The organism is Marisediminitalea aggregata (assembly GCF_900129565.1).
Lineage (GTDB): Bacteria > Pseudomonadota > Gammaproteobacteria > Enterobacterales > Alteromonadaceae > Alteromonas > Alteromonas aggregata.
Window position 1 is genome coordinate 37,101 of sequence record NZ_FQWD01000005.1, and the last position, 17,326, is coordinate 54,426.

Below are 17,326 nucleotides of genomic sequence, written 5' to 3' on the forward strand. Positions count from 1 at the left end.
GAGTTAACCAGCCTAGGGTATTCAAATGGAATAAGCAAAACCTGATTAAACCGACCAAAAACCAACCAACTCAAAAGGCAGTTTTAATTTTTACTGTAATTCTTGCAGCCGACCTCTTATAATGCGCCACTCATTACGCACCCGTAGCTCAGCTGGATAGAGCGTTGCCCTCCGGAGGCAAAGGTCATAGGTTCGAATCCTATCGGGTGCGCCATTCAAATCAATCAGTTACACCAATTCCCAATTTTCAAAAAGCGCTCTTCAGATGCTTCCGGAATATGTGGTCAGTATTTACTATCGTTATTCGAAGTTTTGGTTGTGTCGGTGAGTTTTGGCGATAGTTGCATGCATTACTATGTCTACACAGGCTTAGAAAAGGCTGGGCGTATAACAGTCAAATTATTTTCTTTTTTTTCTTCAATGAATAACTCAATATCAGGTAATTGACCTGTAGGACAATATGTTGCTTTATTCTGGAAAGAATCTTGTTCACATAACAGATATTCTTCTGGTCTAAGCGTTTTTAAAAAATCTTCAACAGTTTCTTTTGGACGACATGACGCAAAAATAGGGTTGTCTAAGATTAACCAGTGCACGCTAAACGGAAATAGGTAAATCCCGTCATGGGGCTTTGAAATGTGCTCATTCATTAAATCCGGTAAAGGCATTTTCAGTAAGAGCCTATTTGTTAATGCATTTGCATCTACAATGAGTAGGTCATGAGCAACAATAAAAATAGGTTTTTTGCCGCGACGTTTAATCCATAAGCGACGCTCAAGCTTTACAGGTTGCATCGTTTGGTAATCTAATGGTTTTTGGTGTTTTTCGACTAATCTGGAACTTTGTTTTCTATCTAATAGAGTGCATCAAGACATTTATAAACGGTATCCAGTAGTTATAAAATTTACACATGTTCACAATTTTACTCAAGTTCAGAAACTTACCTAAAAAGCATTCTTATTTAAGATGTGATATGTAGTGGTATTGTATCTTGTATCTGATTGTTATATAAAGACTATTGCGCATAATCGATGTTATATTTGTGGTTAGCACAGCGCGCCAATTCTAACGGGCATGGATTAGTTTATTTAATTGCTTCGATCCACAAATAGAAGAGCTTATTTACATATTTTAAATAGAAAATGTGTATGAAGTTAAGGAATCGATCAAGTTTTATGACGGACTATAGTAAGGCAAGAAGAGAATTAGTTAACTGGATTAAAACCTCTTTAACTGGAGGTTATTTAAACGATGATATCCTTTGGGAGTCCAATCCATTTAACTGTTATACAACAGGTATTTTATACCCATTTGGTGGTACTGACTATGAAATGAATGATGATGAAGAAGACGAAGCTAGCGATGAAGAACCATCCATAGTAAATAATGCTAGGAAAGTCCGTTACCAGCCCCCTTCATCAATGGGTTTTTCCTTTTATGTAGATCAATCCTTAGATTCTATCCGGGTTTTTTTCAGTGGTTTCTCCTACTCCAAGATGGAAAAAACAAACAATCGCATCAGTTGGAGTAGAGAACCTCTTGTCTCTGACGACGGAGAAGAAGTCGAAGTTTCTCTTGCGCAATCTTCCCAATTTATAGTGATGCATGGCAGAGCTCGAATAGATGTAAAGGTCAGGCAACATGGTAAAGGCAATATTGTAACCGTATCACTAAGTAACATTAGCTCTCAGAAAAAGCGTGAAAAAGAGTCTGAACGAGATGCCACAGCAAAAAATTCAATATTTCAAGCCGAGCTTAAGTGCTTTGTCCTAAAAGATACACTGCAAAACTACCCAAGAGTTAGTCATTCATTATTAAGCGAAGAAGAACAGGAACTAGAATTACGTTACAAAGACGAGCGTGTATATGCCATAGGCCATGGTGTGGCTGTCGATTGGGAAGTTAGTGATGAATACGTAGAGTTTTTCAGTGACTTCATGCCTGCAGTTGAAGTGCCTCAAGTAACTGCTAACACTGGTAAAGCAGATCAAGTGTTGAGTTTTAGATTTCTAAAATCAATTGAATCTGCTGAATGTGTTATTAATGAGTTAGAGCGTTTTGTAGATGGATATGAAGATTGGATAGACCAGCAGGCTGAGTATGCTGAATCTGAAACGGGTGATGAAATAACGGTAGCTAAGCGAATAGTCGGGCGCATGGAAGAGGCCAAACATCGCATGAGGAGCAGTATCTCTCGATTAAGGCACGACGAATTGGCAAAGAGAGCATTCGCCATAGCTAATCAGGCCATGTTGATGCAGATGGAATTGAATGGTCCGACTCCTGATTCAACCCCCTACTCATGGCGGCCCTTTCAGCTAGCGTTTTTACTTTTAGCGCTAGAATCTTCAATTGATGAAGATAACGACTTCCGAGATTGTGTCGACTTAATATGGTTCCCAACAGGCGGTGGTAAAACGGAAGCTTATCTAGGTGTGATGGCTTTAGTATTTGTCTATCGACGTCTGAAGTATAAAAGTAGTGGCGGTGGTACTGCCGCGATCATGCGCTATACATTGCGGTTGTTAACATCACAACAGTTTATTAGAGCGTGTAAAGTGGTCTCGGCTCTTGAAATTATACGTAGTGATTCAGATGATTTAGGTGATGAGCCATTTAGTGTTGGACTATGGCTTGGTAGTGACTCTTCTCCAAATACTTTTCGGCAATCTCTAGAAGCTATTAATAATCGAAATTTAAGTAAATTTGTGTTGCACGAGTGCCCATGGTGCTCAACACCTTTTACTATTCATAATTATTGTGCAAGTGAAAGTAGTTTTTCACTTGAATGTCACAATAATCAATGCAAATTAGGGAACCTAAATAGCGGGAACTTGCCGTTTAATGTTGTTGACGAGGCGCTTTACGCATGCCCCCCCACTTTACTTATTGCAACGGTAGATAAATTTGCTCGGTTACCTTGGGAAGACAGGGCTGTTTCGTTCTTTGGTGGGGCAATAAATCGACCTCCTGAATTAATAATACAGGATGAGCTACACCTTATATCCGGGGCATTAGGTTCAATTGTCGGCCTGTATGAAGTTGGATTTGAATCAATTCTGGTCTCTCGCGGCGTTTACCCCAAATTTATTGCATCTACTGCTACCATTAGGCAGGCGAAAGAGCAGGTCCAGGCGCTATTTGGGAGAGAGAAATCAGCAGTATTTCCGCCAGTTGGATTAAGGCAAAAAGACTCTTATTTTGCGAAAGAAGTACCTACAAGCGTAAAGCCTGGTCGCTTATATGTTGGTTATATGGCGTTTGGCCAAAAAAGAACAAACTGTTTAGAGCATTTGGCTGGTGCGTTGGCTTCAGCCCCGCAGGCTTGCTTTGAAGACAAAGCACTAAAAGATGCATGGTGGACTCAAATGGTTTACCACGGCAGTTTGAAAGGTGTAGGTAATAGTAGAACAAACTTTCAAAGTGGCGTGCCAAAAGTTCAGCGCAATTTAATGTTTGCTGAGTTTATGAAACGGCTCGAATCAATCGATTTTGGACTTGCGCAGCATATAAGAGAGGACAAAAGTACAGTTCAAGGAGGCTTTTTCAGCGGTATCATTCCCGATATTTTAAGAGGCAATACCGAGTATGAGCGACTCTATAAGCGCTTTTTTCCTGTTCGAAGATTAAAAATTAAGTCTTTAACAAGCAATCAGTCTGCAGAGGAAAATGCTGCTGTTTTCAAAGGGCTAAAGGCCCCCTTTACTAACGATGCTAATTCGATAGATTCTGTTTTGGCAACAAATATGGTGTCTGTTGGACTTGATGAGCCCAGACTCGCATTGATGGTCATAAACGGGCAGCCACTAACAACAGCAGAATACATCCAAGCTAGCAGTCGTGTTGGGCGAGGATCTACACCAGGTGTTGTCTTTACTAATTACTATAAAACACAAGCTAGAAGTCTGTCTCATTATGAAAATTTTAGAGCTTACCATCGGTCATTTTATCGCTTTGTCGAACCTTCGAGTATTACTCCTTTTACTACCCAGGTTCGAAAGCGAGCACTTCATGCAGCATTAGTATCAGCACTTCGCCATGGCGAAGGTGGCTTATTAAAAAATTCAGATGCAGAGAATTTTCGTTCTGAAGATATGTTGGTTGGTAAAATTATTAAATTATTAGAAAACAGGATTAGATGTGCTTTGATTGGAGACAAGTCTGAAAGAACTGTCTTATTTGAGGAGTGTAAAAAACACCTTGCCAAATTAGTCGAAGACTGGCAGCGCGAAGTGGAATCGTCGACTAACCTACGATTCCACTCTAAAGATAAGTCTGCAAGTAGTTTGCTGGTTTCTTTTGAGGAGAAAAAAGCTAAATCTGGTCTATGGACTACCTTAAATTCAATGCGTAACGTTGAAAAAACAGGACTTTTTGAAGTGGATGGAGGTACACGAATTGAAGAGTAAGCAATGGTTTACGCCGGTAAGATTTTCTCATCTAACTAAGCATGCAGGAGTCGGTGCTGTCGTACGTGATCAAAATGATCTATTGATCTTCGTAAAAGATACGTCAACGTGGCCATTAAAATACCTTACTAAGCTTCATGCAGTAGAGCGAGTCAAGCGCCACTTAGAAATTACCAGTGATCTGATGCTTCCTCCTCAAGCTTCAATTGATGGAGACTCCAATCTGAAAATAAAAGGTGGGACAATTCCTACTTTACGGTTTCCGAATTGGACCAGGTGCGACAACTGTAATGTTTTGTACTTTAAGCCTTGGGCCAATACTAATGCCGACATAAGTCAAAAAATAACATGCTCGTCCTGCTCTAAAGGAAGTCTCAGCCAAGTGACATGGTGCGCAGTAAGCAGTCACGGCGATCTTATGGATGTACCTTGGCACTACATCTGTCATCGAAAATCTAATACAGCTGCTCAGCAACAGTGTAGGCATAACACACATGAAGCTTATCTCAAGCTGGAATTAAATGAGCGAGGTCGTTGGGAAATTCATTGCAAGAAGTGCAAAGCTACTGAGCAGATAGATGGCACTGATTTCCACCACAATACCCATAAACAACCAGGCTTAACTGAACGCAAGCCGGTTGGCGTCGATCAAATAACATATACTGTAATGGAAGTTAATGATCCGCGTGTTTTTTCAGCAATGAGCGAGCGGGCATTAGTTATACCGCCCGAATCAAACGTTGATAAAGAATCTCTCGTGTATAAGTTGATGCAGCAATCTCAGTTGGTTGCAGCGATCAAAGGGGCAAAAAGAAATCTCCAGAAACAACGCGAAAAAAAGAAAGCAATGAGAGAACTAAAGTGCACAGAAGAAGAACTTTTTGCTGCACTTAACGAAATCGATCGAGACAAGTCTGCTAATAATATTAGTTTCGACGATATTACTTCCGCAGACATGATCTCAGATGAATTTGAAGCACTGACTACAGAACAGGAATTTAGCAGCAATGCGGATTTTATCACGACACACTTAACTGGCGAGTGGCAGAGCTACTTACAATCAATAGCTGAAAGTGATGGAATTAGAATCGAATCGAATCTTGTTGATAAGTTAGTTGCAGTAAATCGATTAAGGGTTATTGAAGTTTACAAAGGTTTTCAAAGAGCTGCTAGCGATGTAGATGAGTTTGACCCAATCCCTACAGTAAACCCTGATTTCACAGGTTCAATTGGTTGGCTGCCAGCAGTTGAGTTATTTGGAGAAGGGATATTCTTCACCCTAAATCACACATGTTTGGAAAAATGGGAGGAGCAAGCTCTCATAAGATTGCGTGCATCAGAAATCGAAACCAGGTATCAGGATTCAGAAATTGCTTTACCAGATGAAGCTACTCCTACCTCCCGGTTCATTCTTCTTCATACAATAGCTCACGCTTTCATTAGAGAGTTAGAAACATTAGCAGGATATCCTGCAGCCTCCCTTCAAGAGCGTATTTATAGTTCTTCAGAGGGAAAAATGGCCGGAATACTTATTTATACTGCAGTACCTGATATTGCAGGCTCTCTGGGAGGGATAGTCGGGCAGGCAAAGCCAAGTCGTTTTATGCGCCTTCTGGATGCCGTTTTTCGACAGATTGAGTGGTGCTCCATGGACCCGGTCTGTAATGACATCGAAGGACAAGGGCCTTCTTGGTTAAATCGAGCGGCTTGTCATGGATGCGTGCTCATACCTGATACGTCATGCAGTTATAACAATGTATTTTTGGATAGAGTGTTTATTAAGGGAAAACCAGAAGAAGGGATCCCACCACTAAGGGAATTTGTGAGTAAATAATGGCAAAACGTATTTTTGAGCTGCCTAAAGAGCATGAATTAACAAAAGATCAGCGAATGGCAATTCGCAAGCCCGTAGATGGACAGTACCTGGTTGTAGGAGCGCCAGGAACAGGAAAGTCTGTGGTCGCACTTTGGCGACTCAGAAAATATGCTTCCGACAACGATATAGTCTTTTTGTCATTTAACCATGTGTTAAACCATGCAAATAAGGAGCTTGCTGGTTCAAACGAAGCCTATATGAGTACCGCGATATCGTGGCTCTATGAATTTCAGTGGAAGGCTTCAGGTGGATCAGCAGCTAATTATCATGAAGCGAAAATGCCAGAAGAGGACAACCACAAGCCTGACTATCCTGCTCTAATAGAGCGCTTTGAAGCATTAAACGCAAATTGCTCTACAACAAGCTTTATCATTGATGAAGGGCAGGATTTACCTCAAGGTTGGTACGAAGCGGTAGAGTCTTTAAATGTAGAAAACTTTTTTATCGTAGCAGACCAAAATCAGCAAATCACCGAAGAAAATTCATCTCAAGATGAACTTGCGGATGTATTAGGTTTAGATAAAAACGAAATAATCCATTTAAAGGAGAATTGGCGAAATACGACGCCAATATCAGCGTTTGCGAATTACTTCTATACAGATAAGTCTAGCCCAAAGCCTGAATTACCAAATAAACCATCAGCCCATGTACCAATACTCTATGAATACGAGAAACTCGAAAGTGTAAAAGAACTGATATTAAGTTCATACGATAATGATCCTTCTAAATTAATAGGGTTATTTGTAGCCAATGAAACTAAGAGAGAGCACTGGGCTCGAGATCTCAAAAATGATAAGAAACAGAGGAGAGAAGCACCTCCTGTAGTCAGTACTTATTACTATCAACAAAAAGGTAACGTGAACATTGATTTTTCACAGGGCGGAATTGTTGTTCTGAACGACAAGTCCGTAAAAGGTATCGAGTTTGACGAGGTTTTCATCATTATTGATGGATTTAAGGCGGTTGGTGGCGATATTGAGTCCTTAAAGAAGCGAATGTATGTCATGGCTTCCCGGGCGCGTGAACGATTGTTTTTAGTGAAAAGCGAGGTTCAAAACAGTGTCATTGAAGACATCCTTCCGCCAGAAGGTGAGACGTTTCAAATTGAGCGCAATAACACAATTGAAGAGTACGAACTTCTGAAGAGAATTAAAATATGAGTGCAACCAAGTGGTTCCTGATAACCAATACAGAGAATCTTAAATATTACTTTGACTGTAATATGATTGTAGAAAGGCAAGCATTTACAGGAAACTCTTACCTTTGTGATATCCAATTTCAAAGACCCAAGGGCTATATCACAATCTGTTCTCAAAGCAATTTGTCTGAAGCATTAGAGCTGGCAGTGTCGGAGGATTCAAATCTTGATGCATGCATTGCAGAGATAGAATTGAAGTTACTTTCTTCGAACGCTGTTCATGTACGAAACAGTCATGGGTTATATGAATTACCTAGTCTCGACCAGATAGATGATTACGATATAGACGAAATTTTGCTGCCTGCGCCTTTGCCAATTGGCGCTATCAAGAATGTTATATTAAAGGATTCGAAAACTAGTGGCCGATTGAAAAGTGAATTTGAACGCCAATTTGGCGAATTTCCAACAAAGTTTTTCCTTAATAACTCAAAACTGTTTAACCAAAAAAAGCAGCCTATTACGTCAGCGGGGTTTGTATCTGACATGTATGTCAGCGGGAACAATCTCCAGGGCATTTCAGAAATAACGATTGACTATCAAAAGGCCTTCGCCTTCGGGGGAGCGTTATCGCTAGCTTACTACCAAACAAAGAATGGACGATTATCTTGTCATTTGTTTAAACAGTTAATTGATTATGACTATGGTGAATCCAATAACAAGCATCTTTCAGCTTTAAAGTGCTGGGCAACCGGTTCAGAGTGCCTGAATGATTTGGACATATTCTTCAATAGGATTCTCGATATTACAGCAAGTGAAGGGGATTTTGGGACTATCCAGCATGATTTACTGAATGCATTCGAACACAAAGAGGGTATACCAGAAGCATATTTAAAAGTGTCAGGACTAGCAAAAAGGCTACGGCAAATAGTTGAACGGACCTACGAAGATGACCTGGATACTTATTTTGCTAAACTTATTAGTCATTATGAAAATGAAGAAGCTGGTAGCTCAAAGCCATATCTATTAATTTCTATGGTGTTTATCAGAGACCATATAGAAACAGCGTTAAAGTTTTATCATGAAGATTTTTCTGAGGAAGACTATTTCTTGATCGCTACTTTTTATGGATTGTTCAGAGGCGTTAAAAGAACCCCCCAGGTAATTCGTTCCGTTTCAGGTCTTAGAGAATGGGTCTCCCATCAGATGGTATCGTTATTACATAGAAGAACAGGTGACAGACTTGAGTTAATAAAGGGGCCGGGTCAGCCTCCGTTGTTATTTGACAAATTCATCAAAGATTCAATTAATCCAAAAGCGCAAGATAACCTACAGCAATTTGTTTCTTATATCGGTTTAGATGAGGGAGACGTTCTATCATGGGTTCTGAACACAAAAGATGAATATATTGTTAAAGGAAACGCGATTAAGTTTTCATCTCGGCCAAAACTAACTGCACAGGTTGACTATGAAAACCTCGAACACATGATGCAAATTGCCACGATAAAAGATGCGAAAGAACTCTTCAATTTCAACAAAGTACTAAGCATATTCAAATAAGGCGTGATTGGTGAAGCTAATTCCAGGGAAGCCCCATAAAACGAAAAGTAATGCGGAGCTTAAAGTGTTTGATATGCTTGCCGCCTCTGAATTTGCCGATCATCACCCTAAGGCATTTCATTCCCTCCTGCTCACTAAACATGACAGCAAAAGGGTTGGTGAGGCTGATTTCGTTGTTGTTTCAATTTATGGTATTTACGTTTTAGAAGTAAAAGGCGGCACTATAAAGTACTCAGATGGAAAATGGACAACATCGGGTAGAAATGGAACTGATCAAATACAGGATCCCTTCCACCAAGCTAATACAGCAGTACATGCTATCGCTAATAAAATTAACGACTTTCTGAGCCCTAACAAGGTTAGATATCCAATAGGTTATGCAGTCGTTTGCCCAGACACCCAATGGCACTGTGATGGTGGAGAGTGGGATAGAGAAATGATCTGTGACAGCCGTGATTTTCGAAATTTTAATCAATGGCTAAAGGCGTTGTTCGAATACTGGACTTTAGAAAGGCCCAATAATGATCATCTGCTAAGCCAAGAGGATGTCGATGCGTTAGCGAGTTACTTACGTCCAGACTTTGAAACTATACAGCCACTATTTGATCAAGTACGCCAGGTAGACCAATCATCCGTTCGGCTAACTGAAGAGCAATACAAATTTGTCGATATCGCTGAATTAAATAAACGCGTGATTTGCCAGGGTGGTGCGGGCACGGGTAAAACGTTTCTGGCCGCAGAACTTGCGAGGAGGCTAGTAGCTAACGGCCTGAATACGCTTTTAGTTTGCAAGTCTTCTTGGTTAAGGCATTACCTGACCACGAGGATTCAAAACGAGCATTTAGCGATAGCAACAATATCTTCCGTTAACAACGTGTTACGACGCTCGGGCCTTGAAACATTCGATGCATTAATTGTCGATGAAGGGCAGGACTTACTGAATTTCCGGGATTTACAGTTTTTGGATTCGTTACTCGCTGGTGGATTCGATGATGGCCAATGGTACTTCTTTCATGATTCTAATAACCAATCCAACTTATTAGATGAACTGGATTTAACTGCCCTAGAGTGGTTGAAGAACAGAAATAACCCTACAGTACTTCCACTTAGTGTGAATTGCAGAAATACTTCGAAAATATTAGAAGCTGTTCAAAGGGAGCTTGTTTGCGATGTTGGTTCTCCTACTCTTGCCGATGGCCCTGACGTTGAAGAATATCGAGGAAGTAAAGAGCAATTAGTGAGCGAATTAAACAGGTTGGTAAGTGAATTAACCAGCTCGGAGTTACTGCCAGGTTCAATCACCATACTTTCGCCAGTAAATATCAGAAAATCCCTAGTAGCTGAGTTGCCTGAAGCGACACGTAAATTAATCTCTGAGCTAGATGACTACAAAGTTAGGAAATTACCCTTCGACGGTGTTACTTTTTCCCAAATTAAAGACTTCAAAGGCCTGGAGAATGATGTAGTTATTCTCATTGATCTAGCCCATCCATCTGTGATGAATCTCGAGGCAAATAAAGCTCTGTACTACGTAGGAATGACAAGGGCCAGAGCAAAGCTCTATTGCTTGTGGAAAGGTTAATAACATTTGGGTAATTTATCACGGCTGTCAGTAGCAGTGCTCAGGCTTACGGGCAAGCAGGGCTGACGCTAACGCTAGATTGGATTAATCTGATGCTGCTTCAACCTTAAGCTGTAATGTGTTGAGTAGGATGATAACCTAAATGATTATTTGAAGAGCGGAAACAAGCGTTGGCGTTTTTGGCTGGTAAAGTCGCACCTATTAATAGAGATTGAATGGAAACCGATAGTAATTGAAACTACTAAACACATACGAAGATCGTGAAGAAGCTGAAGCCGCAGCTCTAAAAATTACCGGTGAAAATCGTTTAGCAAGCGAGCGGGACAGTACAGTGGTTATTTATAACCTTTTTGGCCAACCGACCTGGGGCAATTTTTATGCGTTGGGTATGTTTAATCTAGCGGAGTTAAAACAAATTGTTGAAGCACGCAAAGCCGGGGTAAATTACAACCAGCGCCGACACCAAGAAATTCTTGCTACGTTACGCTATGTTGAGTCCAGCTTTGAAATTAAGATCCCAGCACATTGGCAATAAGTGCTGCGCTTCAAATTAGCTAACAAACACGACTGTGTCAGAGGCCTGATGGTGCAAATCTAACATTGTGGCATTGATAAGATTGCCTTCATTAAATACCACTTCAAACGGGAAAAATGCGGGCTCATTATTAATTTTATCTAAGCTTCTGCTCTTTTCATCATTCGCATGGATAACAGCTTCTGCGAGCCAAGCTATAAGCTCATCTGCATGCACAATTAAAGGTTTGCGAAGTTGATACATCCCGGTTTTAGGGTTAGATAAAACCTCTAAGTTCATTAATGTTCGAACAACGAATTGCATAGAACGCTTTATCGTGGATGTGTCGCCGTGGGCTTCAGTTACTCTCTGTTCCAGCTGACTGTAAACAAACACGCCGTCATGGCGAGCGATACGGCCAATCTGCCCTACAACAAAATAGAAGAATGGGTATTTAGCGATCATTAGGCCCCAGTGCAGTATCAAACTTTGCTCACTGTGACTTAGGAGTAATTGACAGGCCTTTGTTTGGAAACGTTCTGGCACACTCTTAGTTTGCGTATTCCAAATACCAAATAGCAAATTACGTGTTTTATCCATCGCTACTTGGCTTGTGAAAGCCGGTTCAAGCAATGAGCTTATGCGTGTTTTGAGCTCAGCTCCTTTTATCTCACTGGCAGCAAATGTGGCAGTTTGCGTGAGCCAAGCCATCTCCAAATGGCGATTAAAGCCTATTGCAGGTTTCATTGAACATCCTGTTTAAGAAATAAATATAAGTTATTGCCTTGCTGATGCAGCTCAAACCATTTGCTGTCTATATGATTTGCATTGAAACCAAACTGGAAGGGAAACCAGATAGGATCATGCAGTGCTTCATCTAATGCTCGACTGGTCTGTTCGTCAGCTTCTAATACACCTTTGAGTAACCAATTGATAGTATCTGCATCATTGATAAGTATCGATGGTGCAATTGTAATTACCCCTGCCTCGTCTTTTAGCAACGCACCTAGCTCTTGCATTGTTTTTAGTACGGCGCGTGTAGAGCGAGCAGTAGACTCTGTATCTCCATATAGTTCACACATGCGTTTTTTAACTTGCGCATATTGGAAGCTAGGATTGAGTCTACTGTATCGCCCAATGAATCGAGCTATATCGGCAAAAAATGGCTTACGAGCAACTAGCTTGCCCCATTGTAAAACCAATTCTGATTGCTCTGTCTTACGGTAAAGCGACAATGCTGTTTCATCAAAGTCACGCGAGCCCGGATTTTTGTCCGGGCCCCAAATCGAAACCAGCAAGTTCCTCGCTTTACGTCGATTTTCTGGTGTTTTGACCGTGTTAGTTAGCATGTTTTCGATTGATTGGTTTAGTGTTGAATTATCAACTCCCTTCGCTACCCAATAAAGGGTTTGATCAAGCCAATCTTTATCTAAGTGACGGCTAAAACTAGTAAATTTACTCATATCTAATTGGCTTTGAAGTTATGACTGCTAGTGGAACGACTACTTCATGTAAGCTAATACCGCCGTGTCCTACTACGCTGTCACCTTTCGGTTTAAATGCATAAGCACTTTTAGCCAAAACGGGAAAGCAATTCTGCGGTAACCCAAAACTAGGGCCCGGCCATGCTACCACAGATTCATCCATCGATTCTGCTGTACTAAGTTGCGTGTGAGTTGTGTTGTAAATTCTGACTCGTTCACCTTTAGTTTCAGCTTTTACGCCGTCACTGATACTGCCAATGCCTTTAGTTTCTTGGCTACCATGATCAGCTGTTAATACAATCTCAAAGCCCTGATTGATTAATGCTGCTATCTTATCAATAAAGCCCCATTGTTTGAGCCAAAGCTCGACCACAGAATTCAAGCCAGCCATGCCAGCCTTCATACCATGCATTTGCTCGTCAACGAAGTTAATAACAATGCCGGCGGCTTTTATGTCAGATGGATAGATAAGGTTTTGCCACGCTTCCTGATTTAGGTTTTCCGCTTTTTTCGTGAATAGCACCTGATTCGGGGTTAACCCGTGATCTGTCCAGAAATCACGCCACAAACTTCCTTCTTTGCTCGTTGTTAAAAGAGAATCTGCAAACGCAAAGGGGCGTTTACCAGAAAAAAGCGCTTGGCGAGAGATAGAGGTGATCGTTGGCACCCATGCAAAACAGCTATGTTCCTCTACTTGTAAAGATGCCTTCTCCTGCAGCAGTTTCCTCAGTAATGGCCATTGCCTTGCGCCTAATCCATCCATCACTAGCAGACACACTTTTTTATCGCATGCGACTTTGCTTGCTAGCCAGTTTGGTATTTTGTGGAGCATCAAAGGCACATTAACAGTGGGTAACGTTTGTAATGCGGCGAAGTGCTTAATCAACCAGCTTTCAAATAACGTGTCTGCTTTTGAGTTCAGCGCTGCTATTTTATCTTTGAGCAACTTCAGTTTAATCGGGTCAATATCATCTTCGGTTAGTTTGTAACTCAGTGCATTGAGTATACCTAAACCATGCGATTGCTCTCTCCAGAACTCATGGCACATGGCGCTATCATCTAACGCATCAAAATCACGAGTAGATTGCTCATATAGACGTTTGCAGCGTTCATATTCAACGTTAATGTAAGGCGTTTGAATTCCAACTGCCGCCCAGTGGCCTTCTGGCAGGTCGTTATGGTCTAAAGTGACGGGTAATAACACGCCATCAGCAAATAAGTTGTCGATGAGTATGCGTATATCCGCATCGTCAAATGGCACGACTAGATCTTTTCGGGAGTAGAGTGGGTTTTCAGTCGCTTGGTTTGGTCGTAAAGAAGCAATGTATCTAGACCACTGCTGTTGCAAGAACTCAAAAAACTGTGATTTGCTAGGAATTAACGCTACAAAATTCCAGTCTTTAAGTTTTGGATTAAGTTCTAAGAGCGTCACTAAACGTTGTTCAAAGAACGCAGGCATTGCAATACCAATGTAATGCTTTCTGATAAGTAAGCGTACGACATCGGCATTACTCTGAATCACTTCCGGCGCGATTTTATAAACATGCCTCAAGATAAAATCTGTGCTGGCTTGAGGGGCTAATTTCCCAGGACGATAAGCCTTTAAAGCATCTATTACTAATTGAAATGCCGACGGTGGTATATGTCGTAATGCTTGAGTGTCAAGCTCCGGACAAATGTCTCCCAAGTGAAAACTTATCCGTTTGGCGTGCACTGAAATGTCATAGGGAATATCCAGCACTTGGTCATCAGAAATTCGAATTAGCAATGGTGTTGTGGCTTTTTTATCTCGCCACTGTTCAAAGCTCAACCGTATCGCCAGAGGATCCTGCTCATCAATTAATAGCGCATGCTTGTTTTCAAAGGCGTTTGATATTAGTGGCTCAAAACAAAGCCCATCTGCATCATCTACGATATAGACAAACGCACCGTCTAAGTTCAGCTTATTTAGTAAACTATCAGACCAACTACTCATCCTACTATCTCAACCGCTAACATTAACTGTAGTTGAGGAAATACCTGGCGTTGATTTGAGATATTATCGTTCCAGGCTATTTGCTCAAGTTCGAGTTGCCTTAATCGGTATTGTTTAACCTCAGATAAACCGATTCGCTCTATCGCTCTCCGTCTTGCTTCAAAAGAGAACTCGGCTTTGGATACTTCACGTTCTAACTCAATCAGATATTCATTGTGTAGTGTGTTAAACAGGGCTTCTCCCTCTCGTTGGGCGATACTTTCTAACATCGGAATGACAGAAGGGCCCGTAATATCGTCTGAAATTGCACCTTGGAGTACATCAAACTCTAGCTGGCAAATCGCCTCCCAAATCCTAGATGATGCAGCGGCGAAGTAGCGCCCATCAGAGTTGCAATATAATGGTAAATAGCGTGATGCATTATTTTGGTTAGAAGTAAGCGAAATACGCCAAAGTGACCAGAATCCGCTAGTGCCTGAAGGAAGTTGCGTTAGCCGAATTTGTGGAATGGGCATTGATGGTACCCATGGAGCTAGTTTCTGCAATAGCTCGCTTACTTTCGGTTCTTCCAGGGTTAGAAGATTCACATTAGTTGTTTGCTGAGCCTGCTTGCCACTAAAGGTAACATTGTTAGAAGTGCTACCGTCAGGCCAGGTTATATCCAAGAAGCCTTTTGCATTGCGATTTATAGAGGCTGGCTTTCCTAATGCTTTCTGCCAATGCAAAAAAGACGAAACCATTTGTTCTACCCAATAGGGCATAGGATGGTTTAAGGCATTTTTATATTCATCAAGTTGTAGCGGAATGTCACCACCGAATAATGCATCCTGTTGACGTTTTTCTTGTGCATTATCGCGCAGTATTTCAAGTGCCTTAGCTAGCTCATGGTCGAGCTTCGCAGGATCCAGCACCTGAGTCATAAATAATTCATCAAACACATGATTACTGGCTGAGGAATCCAACACATCACTCGTTTTATCTACCCCAAACTCATCAAGAATAATTTGTAGCTTATCTTCAAGCACATCGCGCACACGATGTTCAGCGGTATTTTCAAGCACAAAGTTTAATGCTTTTACTACGAAGGGCTGGCCTATACGGTCTACGCGTCCAATGCGCTGCTCAACCCGCATAGGGTTCCATGGCATATCGTAGTTCACCACAACATGGCAAAACTGCAAGTTCAAGCCTTCACCACCGGCATCAGTTGAAATAAGCACGCGAGTTTGCCCTGCAAAGTCTTGTTGAACCTGCTTGCGTTCTTGTAAATCCATCGAGCCATTTAAGCAAACTACGCTTATACCGCGCTCAGAGAGGTATTGCGCTAACATCTGCTGGGTAGGCACAAACTCTGTAAAAACTAATACTTTAAGGTTTGGATCTTGCTCAGATTGTTGAAGACGATAAATCCAACTCAATAAGGCTTCGGCTTTTGCATCGACTTCTTGGGCAATGCATTGTTCAGCTAATGACAGCAAAAAGGAGACTTCTTGTTTTTCATTCGCTAAGCCGGAACTACTGTTTTGAACGAGGTCGTCTATTTGGCTTTGCCCATCTAAATCATCCCAGTCATCAGAGAACTCTATTTCTGCCTGCAATTGATTAGCTTCTAGCGCTTCTAGGCGTTTTGATAAGGTCTTAGCAATAGCACGGCTACTGGAACTCACTAAGCGTTGCATTAATATCATTAAAAAGCCGATGGCATTTTGGCGTTTCGCCTTGGCTTGGTTGTATCCGTCGCGGATATAGTCGGTAACTGCCTCATACAGTTGGCGTTGGAGCTTATGATGCTCACCCCAAGAGACAGGGATTAATTCTGTTTGTCTCTGGTTGAAAAGCCGTGCACCTTCAGCGTTTATTGCATGGCTTTTTTCAGTACGAACCACATAAGGTTGAACGCGTTCTTTGGTTACACTGCTAACATCGGGAAATGCCTTTTCATCCAATAAACTCAGAAGGCGGTGAAAGGCATCTGTTTTACCCTGATGCGGCGTAGCCGACAATAGCAATAAATAGGGTGCAGCATCAGCAAGCCCTTGTCCCAGTTTAAATCTGGCTACTTGGTCTGTGCTGCCGCCTAAGCGATGAGCTTCATCGATGATTATCAGGTCCCAGCCGGCCGCTAGCACATCATCAAAACGAGTTTTGTTGTAGGCGTGTAATTGTTTCGTAGTCCAGCCTTTGCGATATTCAATGGGTTTAATGCTGTCGATTGAGCACACTACTTGGTCGTAGCGAGTCCATATATTTTCATGGGAATCGATAGATTTGTAGTCGCCTGGCTGCACGAGATGAAAGGTCTCATTAAAATGCTGCAGCATTTCACTTAACCACTGGCTGACTAAGCCTTTTGGTGCGCACACTAATATGCGCTTAGCCATTCTTCGAAGTTTTAACTCTCGAATAACCAGGCCAGCCTCTATGGTTTTACCTAACCCCACCTCATCAGCAAATAAATAACGAATTTGCGAGTGGCTAAAGGCTTTTCGTAACGCCTTTAGCTGGTGGGGTAAGGGAATAACGTTAGCTTCTAAAGGGGAGAGCAAGTCGCCTTCCGACTGCGCATTGGCAATGCGAGCGGCAGTCGCGATGTAGCTTAGCCCAAACGGTGTCTTGTGCCAGTTTGGGCCAGTTTCAGCTAAATCATGCTTTGGCAAACAGAAGGTATCCGGCTCGTTTGAGCCGAGAACCGTACAGTATGGTATTTGCCATAAGTCGTGCTCTTCAACTAACTGAACATAACATTCTTGGCTTTTACTCCACAGCCAGCATCCTGCTTGCCATGCCATGG

The 17,326-nt window shown here is 41.7% G+C and carries 11 protein-coding genes and 1 tRNA gene; 7 read left to right on the plus strand and 5 right to left on the minus strand.

Annotated features, from left to right (window positions below; genetic code table 11):
- The first annotated feature begins 137 nt into the window (after window positions 1-137).
- Window positions 138-214 (plus strand) — tRNA-Arg (locus BUB81_RS14450).
- Window positions 215-359: 145 nt separating this feature from the next.
- Here BUB81_RS14450 and BUB81_RS14455 read toward each other — a convergent pair.
- On the minus strand, window positions 360-794 hold the full coding sequence (locus BUB81_RS14455) for a hypothetical protein (protein ID WP_073324017.1): 435 nt from the start codon (window positions 792-794) through the stop codon (window positions 360-362).
- A 381-nt stretch (window positions 795-1,175) separates the two neighbouring features.
- On the opposite strand from BUB81_RS14455, the gene BUB81_RS14460 reads away from it, so the two are divergent.
- The 6 genes from BUB81_RS14460 (at window position 1,176) to BUB81_RS14485 (ending at window position 11,097) form a co-directional block, all read left to right on the plus strand.
- Window positions 1,176-4,409 carry a helicase-related protein gene (locus BUB81_RS14460; protein WP_217653469.1) on the plus strand — a complete coding sequence of 1,078 codons (3,234 nt, stop codon included), beginning with the start codon at window positions 1,176-1,178 and terminating at the stop codon, window positions 4,407-4,409.
- A complete protein-coding gene (gene drmB, locus BUB81_RS14465) occupies window positions 4,399-6,243 on the plus strand; it encodes a DUF1998 domain-containing protein (protein WP_175555817.1) in 1,845 nt (614 codons plus the stop codon). The genes BUB81_RS14460 and drmB overlap by 11 nt, the downstream gene beginning before the upstream one ends.
- Window positions 6,243-7,445, plus strand: a complete 1,203-nt coding sequence (locus BUB81_RS14470; RefSeq protein ID WP_073324019.1) for a DNA/RNA helicase domain-containing protein — start codon at window positions 6,243-6,245, stop codon at window positions 7,443-7,445. The genes drmB and BUB81_RS14470 overlap by 1 nt, the downstream gene beginning before the upstream one ends.
- The gene (locus tag BUB81_RS14475) at window positions 7,442-8,980 is read left to right on the plus strand and encodes a hypothetical protein (RefSeq protein ID WP_073324020.1); all 1,539 of its coding nucleotides are present in this window, start codon (window positions 7,442-7,444) and stop codon (window positions 8,978-8,980) included. The genes BUB81_RS14470 and BUB81_RS14475 overlap by 4 nt, the downstream gene beginning before the upstream one ends.
- 10 nt (window positions 8,981-8,990) lie before the next feature.
- Window positions 8,991-10,562 carry a nuclease-related domain-containing DEAD/DEAH box helicase gene (locus BUB81_RS14480; RefSeq protein ID WP_073324021.1) on the plus strand — a complete coding sequence of 524 codons (1,572 nt, stop codon included), beginning with the start codon at window positions 8,991-8,993 and terminating at the stop codon, window positions 10,560-10,562.
- Window positions 10,563-10,794: 232 nt separating this feature from the next.
- Complete coding sequence (locus BUB81_RS14485; RefSeq protein ID WP_073324022.1) at window positions 10,795-11,097, plus strand: hypothetical protein; 303 nt, start codon at window positions 10,795-10,797, stop codon at window positions 11,095-11,097.
- A 15-nt stretch (window positions 11,098-11,112) separates the two neighbouring features.
- Here the strand turns inward: BUB81_RS14485 and BUB81_RS14490 are convergent, their stop codons facing one another.
- The 4 genes from BUB81_RS14490 to BUB81_RS14505 are packed head-to-tail and all read right to left on the minus strand — an operon-like array spanning window position 11,113 to window position 17,324.
- Window positions 11,113-11,823, minus strand: a complete 711-nt coding sequence (locus BUB81_RS14490; protein WP_073324023.1) for a hypothetical protein — start codon at window positions 11,821-11,823, stop codon at window positions 11,113-11,115.
- Window positions 11,820-12,539, minus strand: coding sequence for a hypothetical protein (locus tag BUB81_RS14495; RefSeq protein WP_073324025.1), 720 nt, complete (start codon window positions 12,537-12,539; stop codon window positions 11,820-11,822). The genes BUB81_RS14490 and BUB81_RS14495 overlap by 4 nt, the downstream gene beginning before the upstream one ends.
- Entirely contained in the window at window positions 12,532-14,535 is a 2,004-nt protein-coding gene (pglZ, locus tag BUB81_RS14500) for a BREX-3 system phosphatase PglZ (protein ID WP_073324027.1), read from the minus strand. Before pglZ ends, BUB81_RS14495 begins: the two co-directional genes overlap by 8 nt.
- Window positions 14,532-17,324: a DEAD/DEAH box helicase gene (locus BUB81_RS14505; protein ID WP_073324029.1), complete on the minus strand. Its 2,793-nt coding sequence runs from the start codon at window positions 17,322-17,324 to the stop codon at window positions 14,532-14,534. The genes pglZ and BUB81_RS14505 overlap by 4 nt, the downstream gene beginning before the upstream one ends.
- Window positions 17,325-17,326: the final 2 nt, after the last annotated feature.

Coding starts and splice junctions, on each gene's coding strand:
- BUB81_RS14455 (WP_073324017.1), bottom strand. CDS start 794: ATGCAACCTGTAAAGCTTGAGCGTCGCTTATGGATTAAACGTCGCGGC.
- BUB81_RS14475 (WP_073324020.1), top strand. CDS start 7,442: ATGAGTGCAACCAAGTGGTTCCTGATAACCAATACAGAGAATCTTAAA.
- BUB81_RS14505 (WP_073324029.1), bottom strand. CDS start 17,324: ATGGCATGGCAAGCAGGATGCTGGCTGTGGAGTAAAAGCCAAGAATGT.
- BUB81_RS14490 (WP_073324023.1), bottom strand. CDS start 11,823: ATGAAACCTGCAATAGGCTTTAATCGCCATTTGGAGATGGCTTGGCTC.
- BUB81_RS14460 (WP_217653469.1), top strand. CDS start 1,176: ATGACGGACTATAGTAAGGCAAGAAGAGAATTAGTTAACTGGATTAAA.
- BUB81_RS14470 (WP_073324019.1), top strand. CDS start 6,243: ATGGCAAAACGTATTTTTGAGCTGCCTAAAGAGCATGAATTAACAAAA.
- pglZ (WP_073324027.1), bottom strand. CDS start 14,535: ATGAGTAGTTGGTCTGATAGTTTACTAAATAAGCTGAACTTAGACGGT.
- BUB81_RS14495 (WP_073324025.1), bottom strand. CDS start 12,539: ATGAGTAAATTTACTAGTTTTAGCCGTCACTTAGATAAAGATTGGCTT.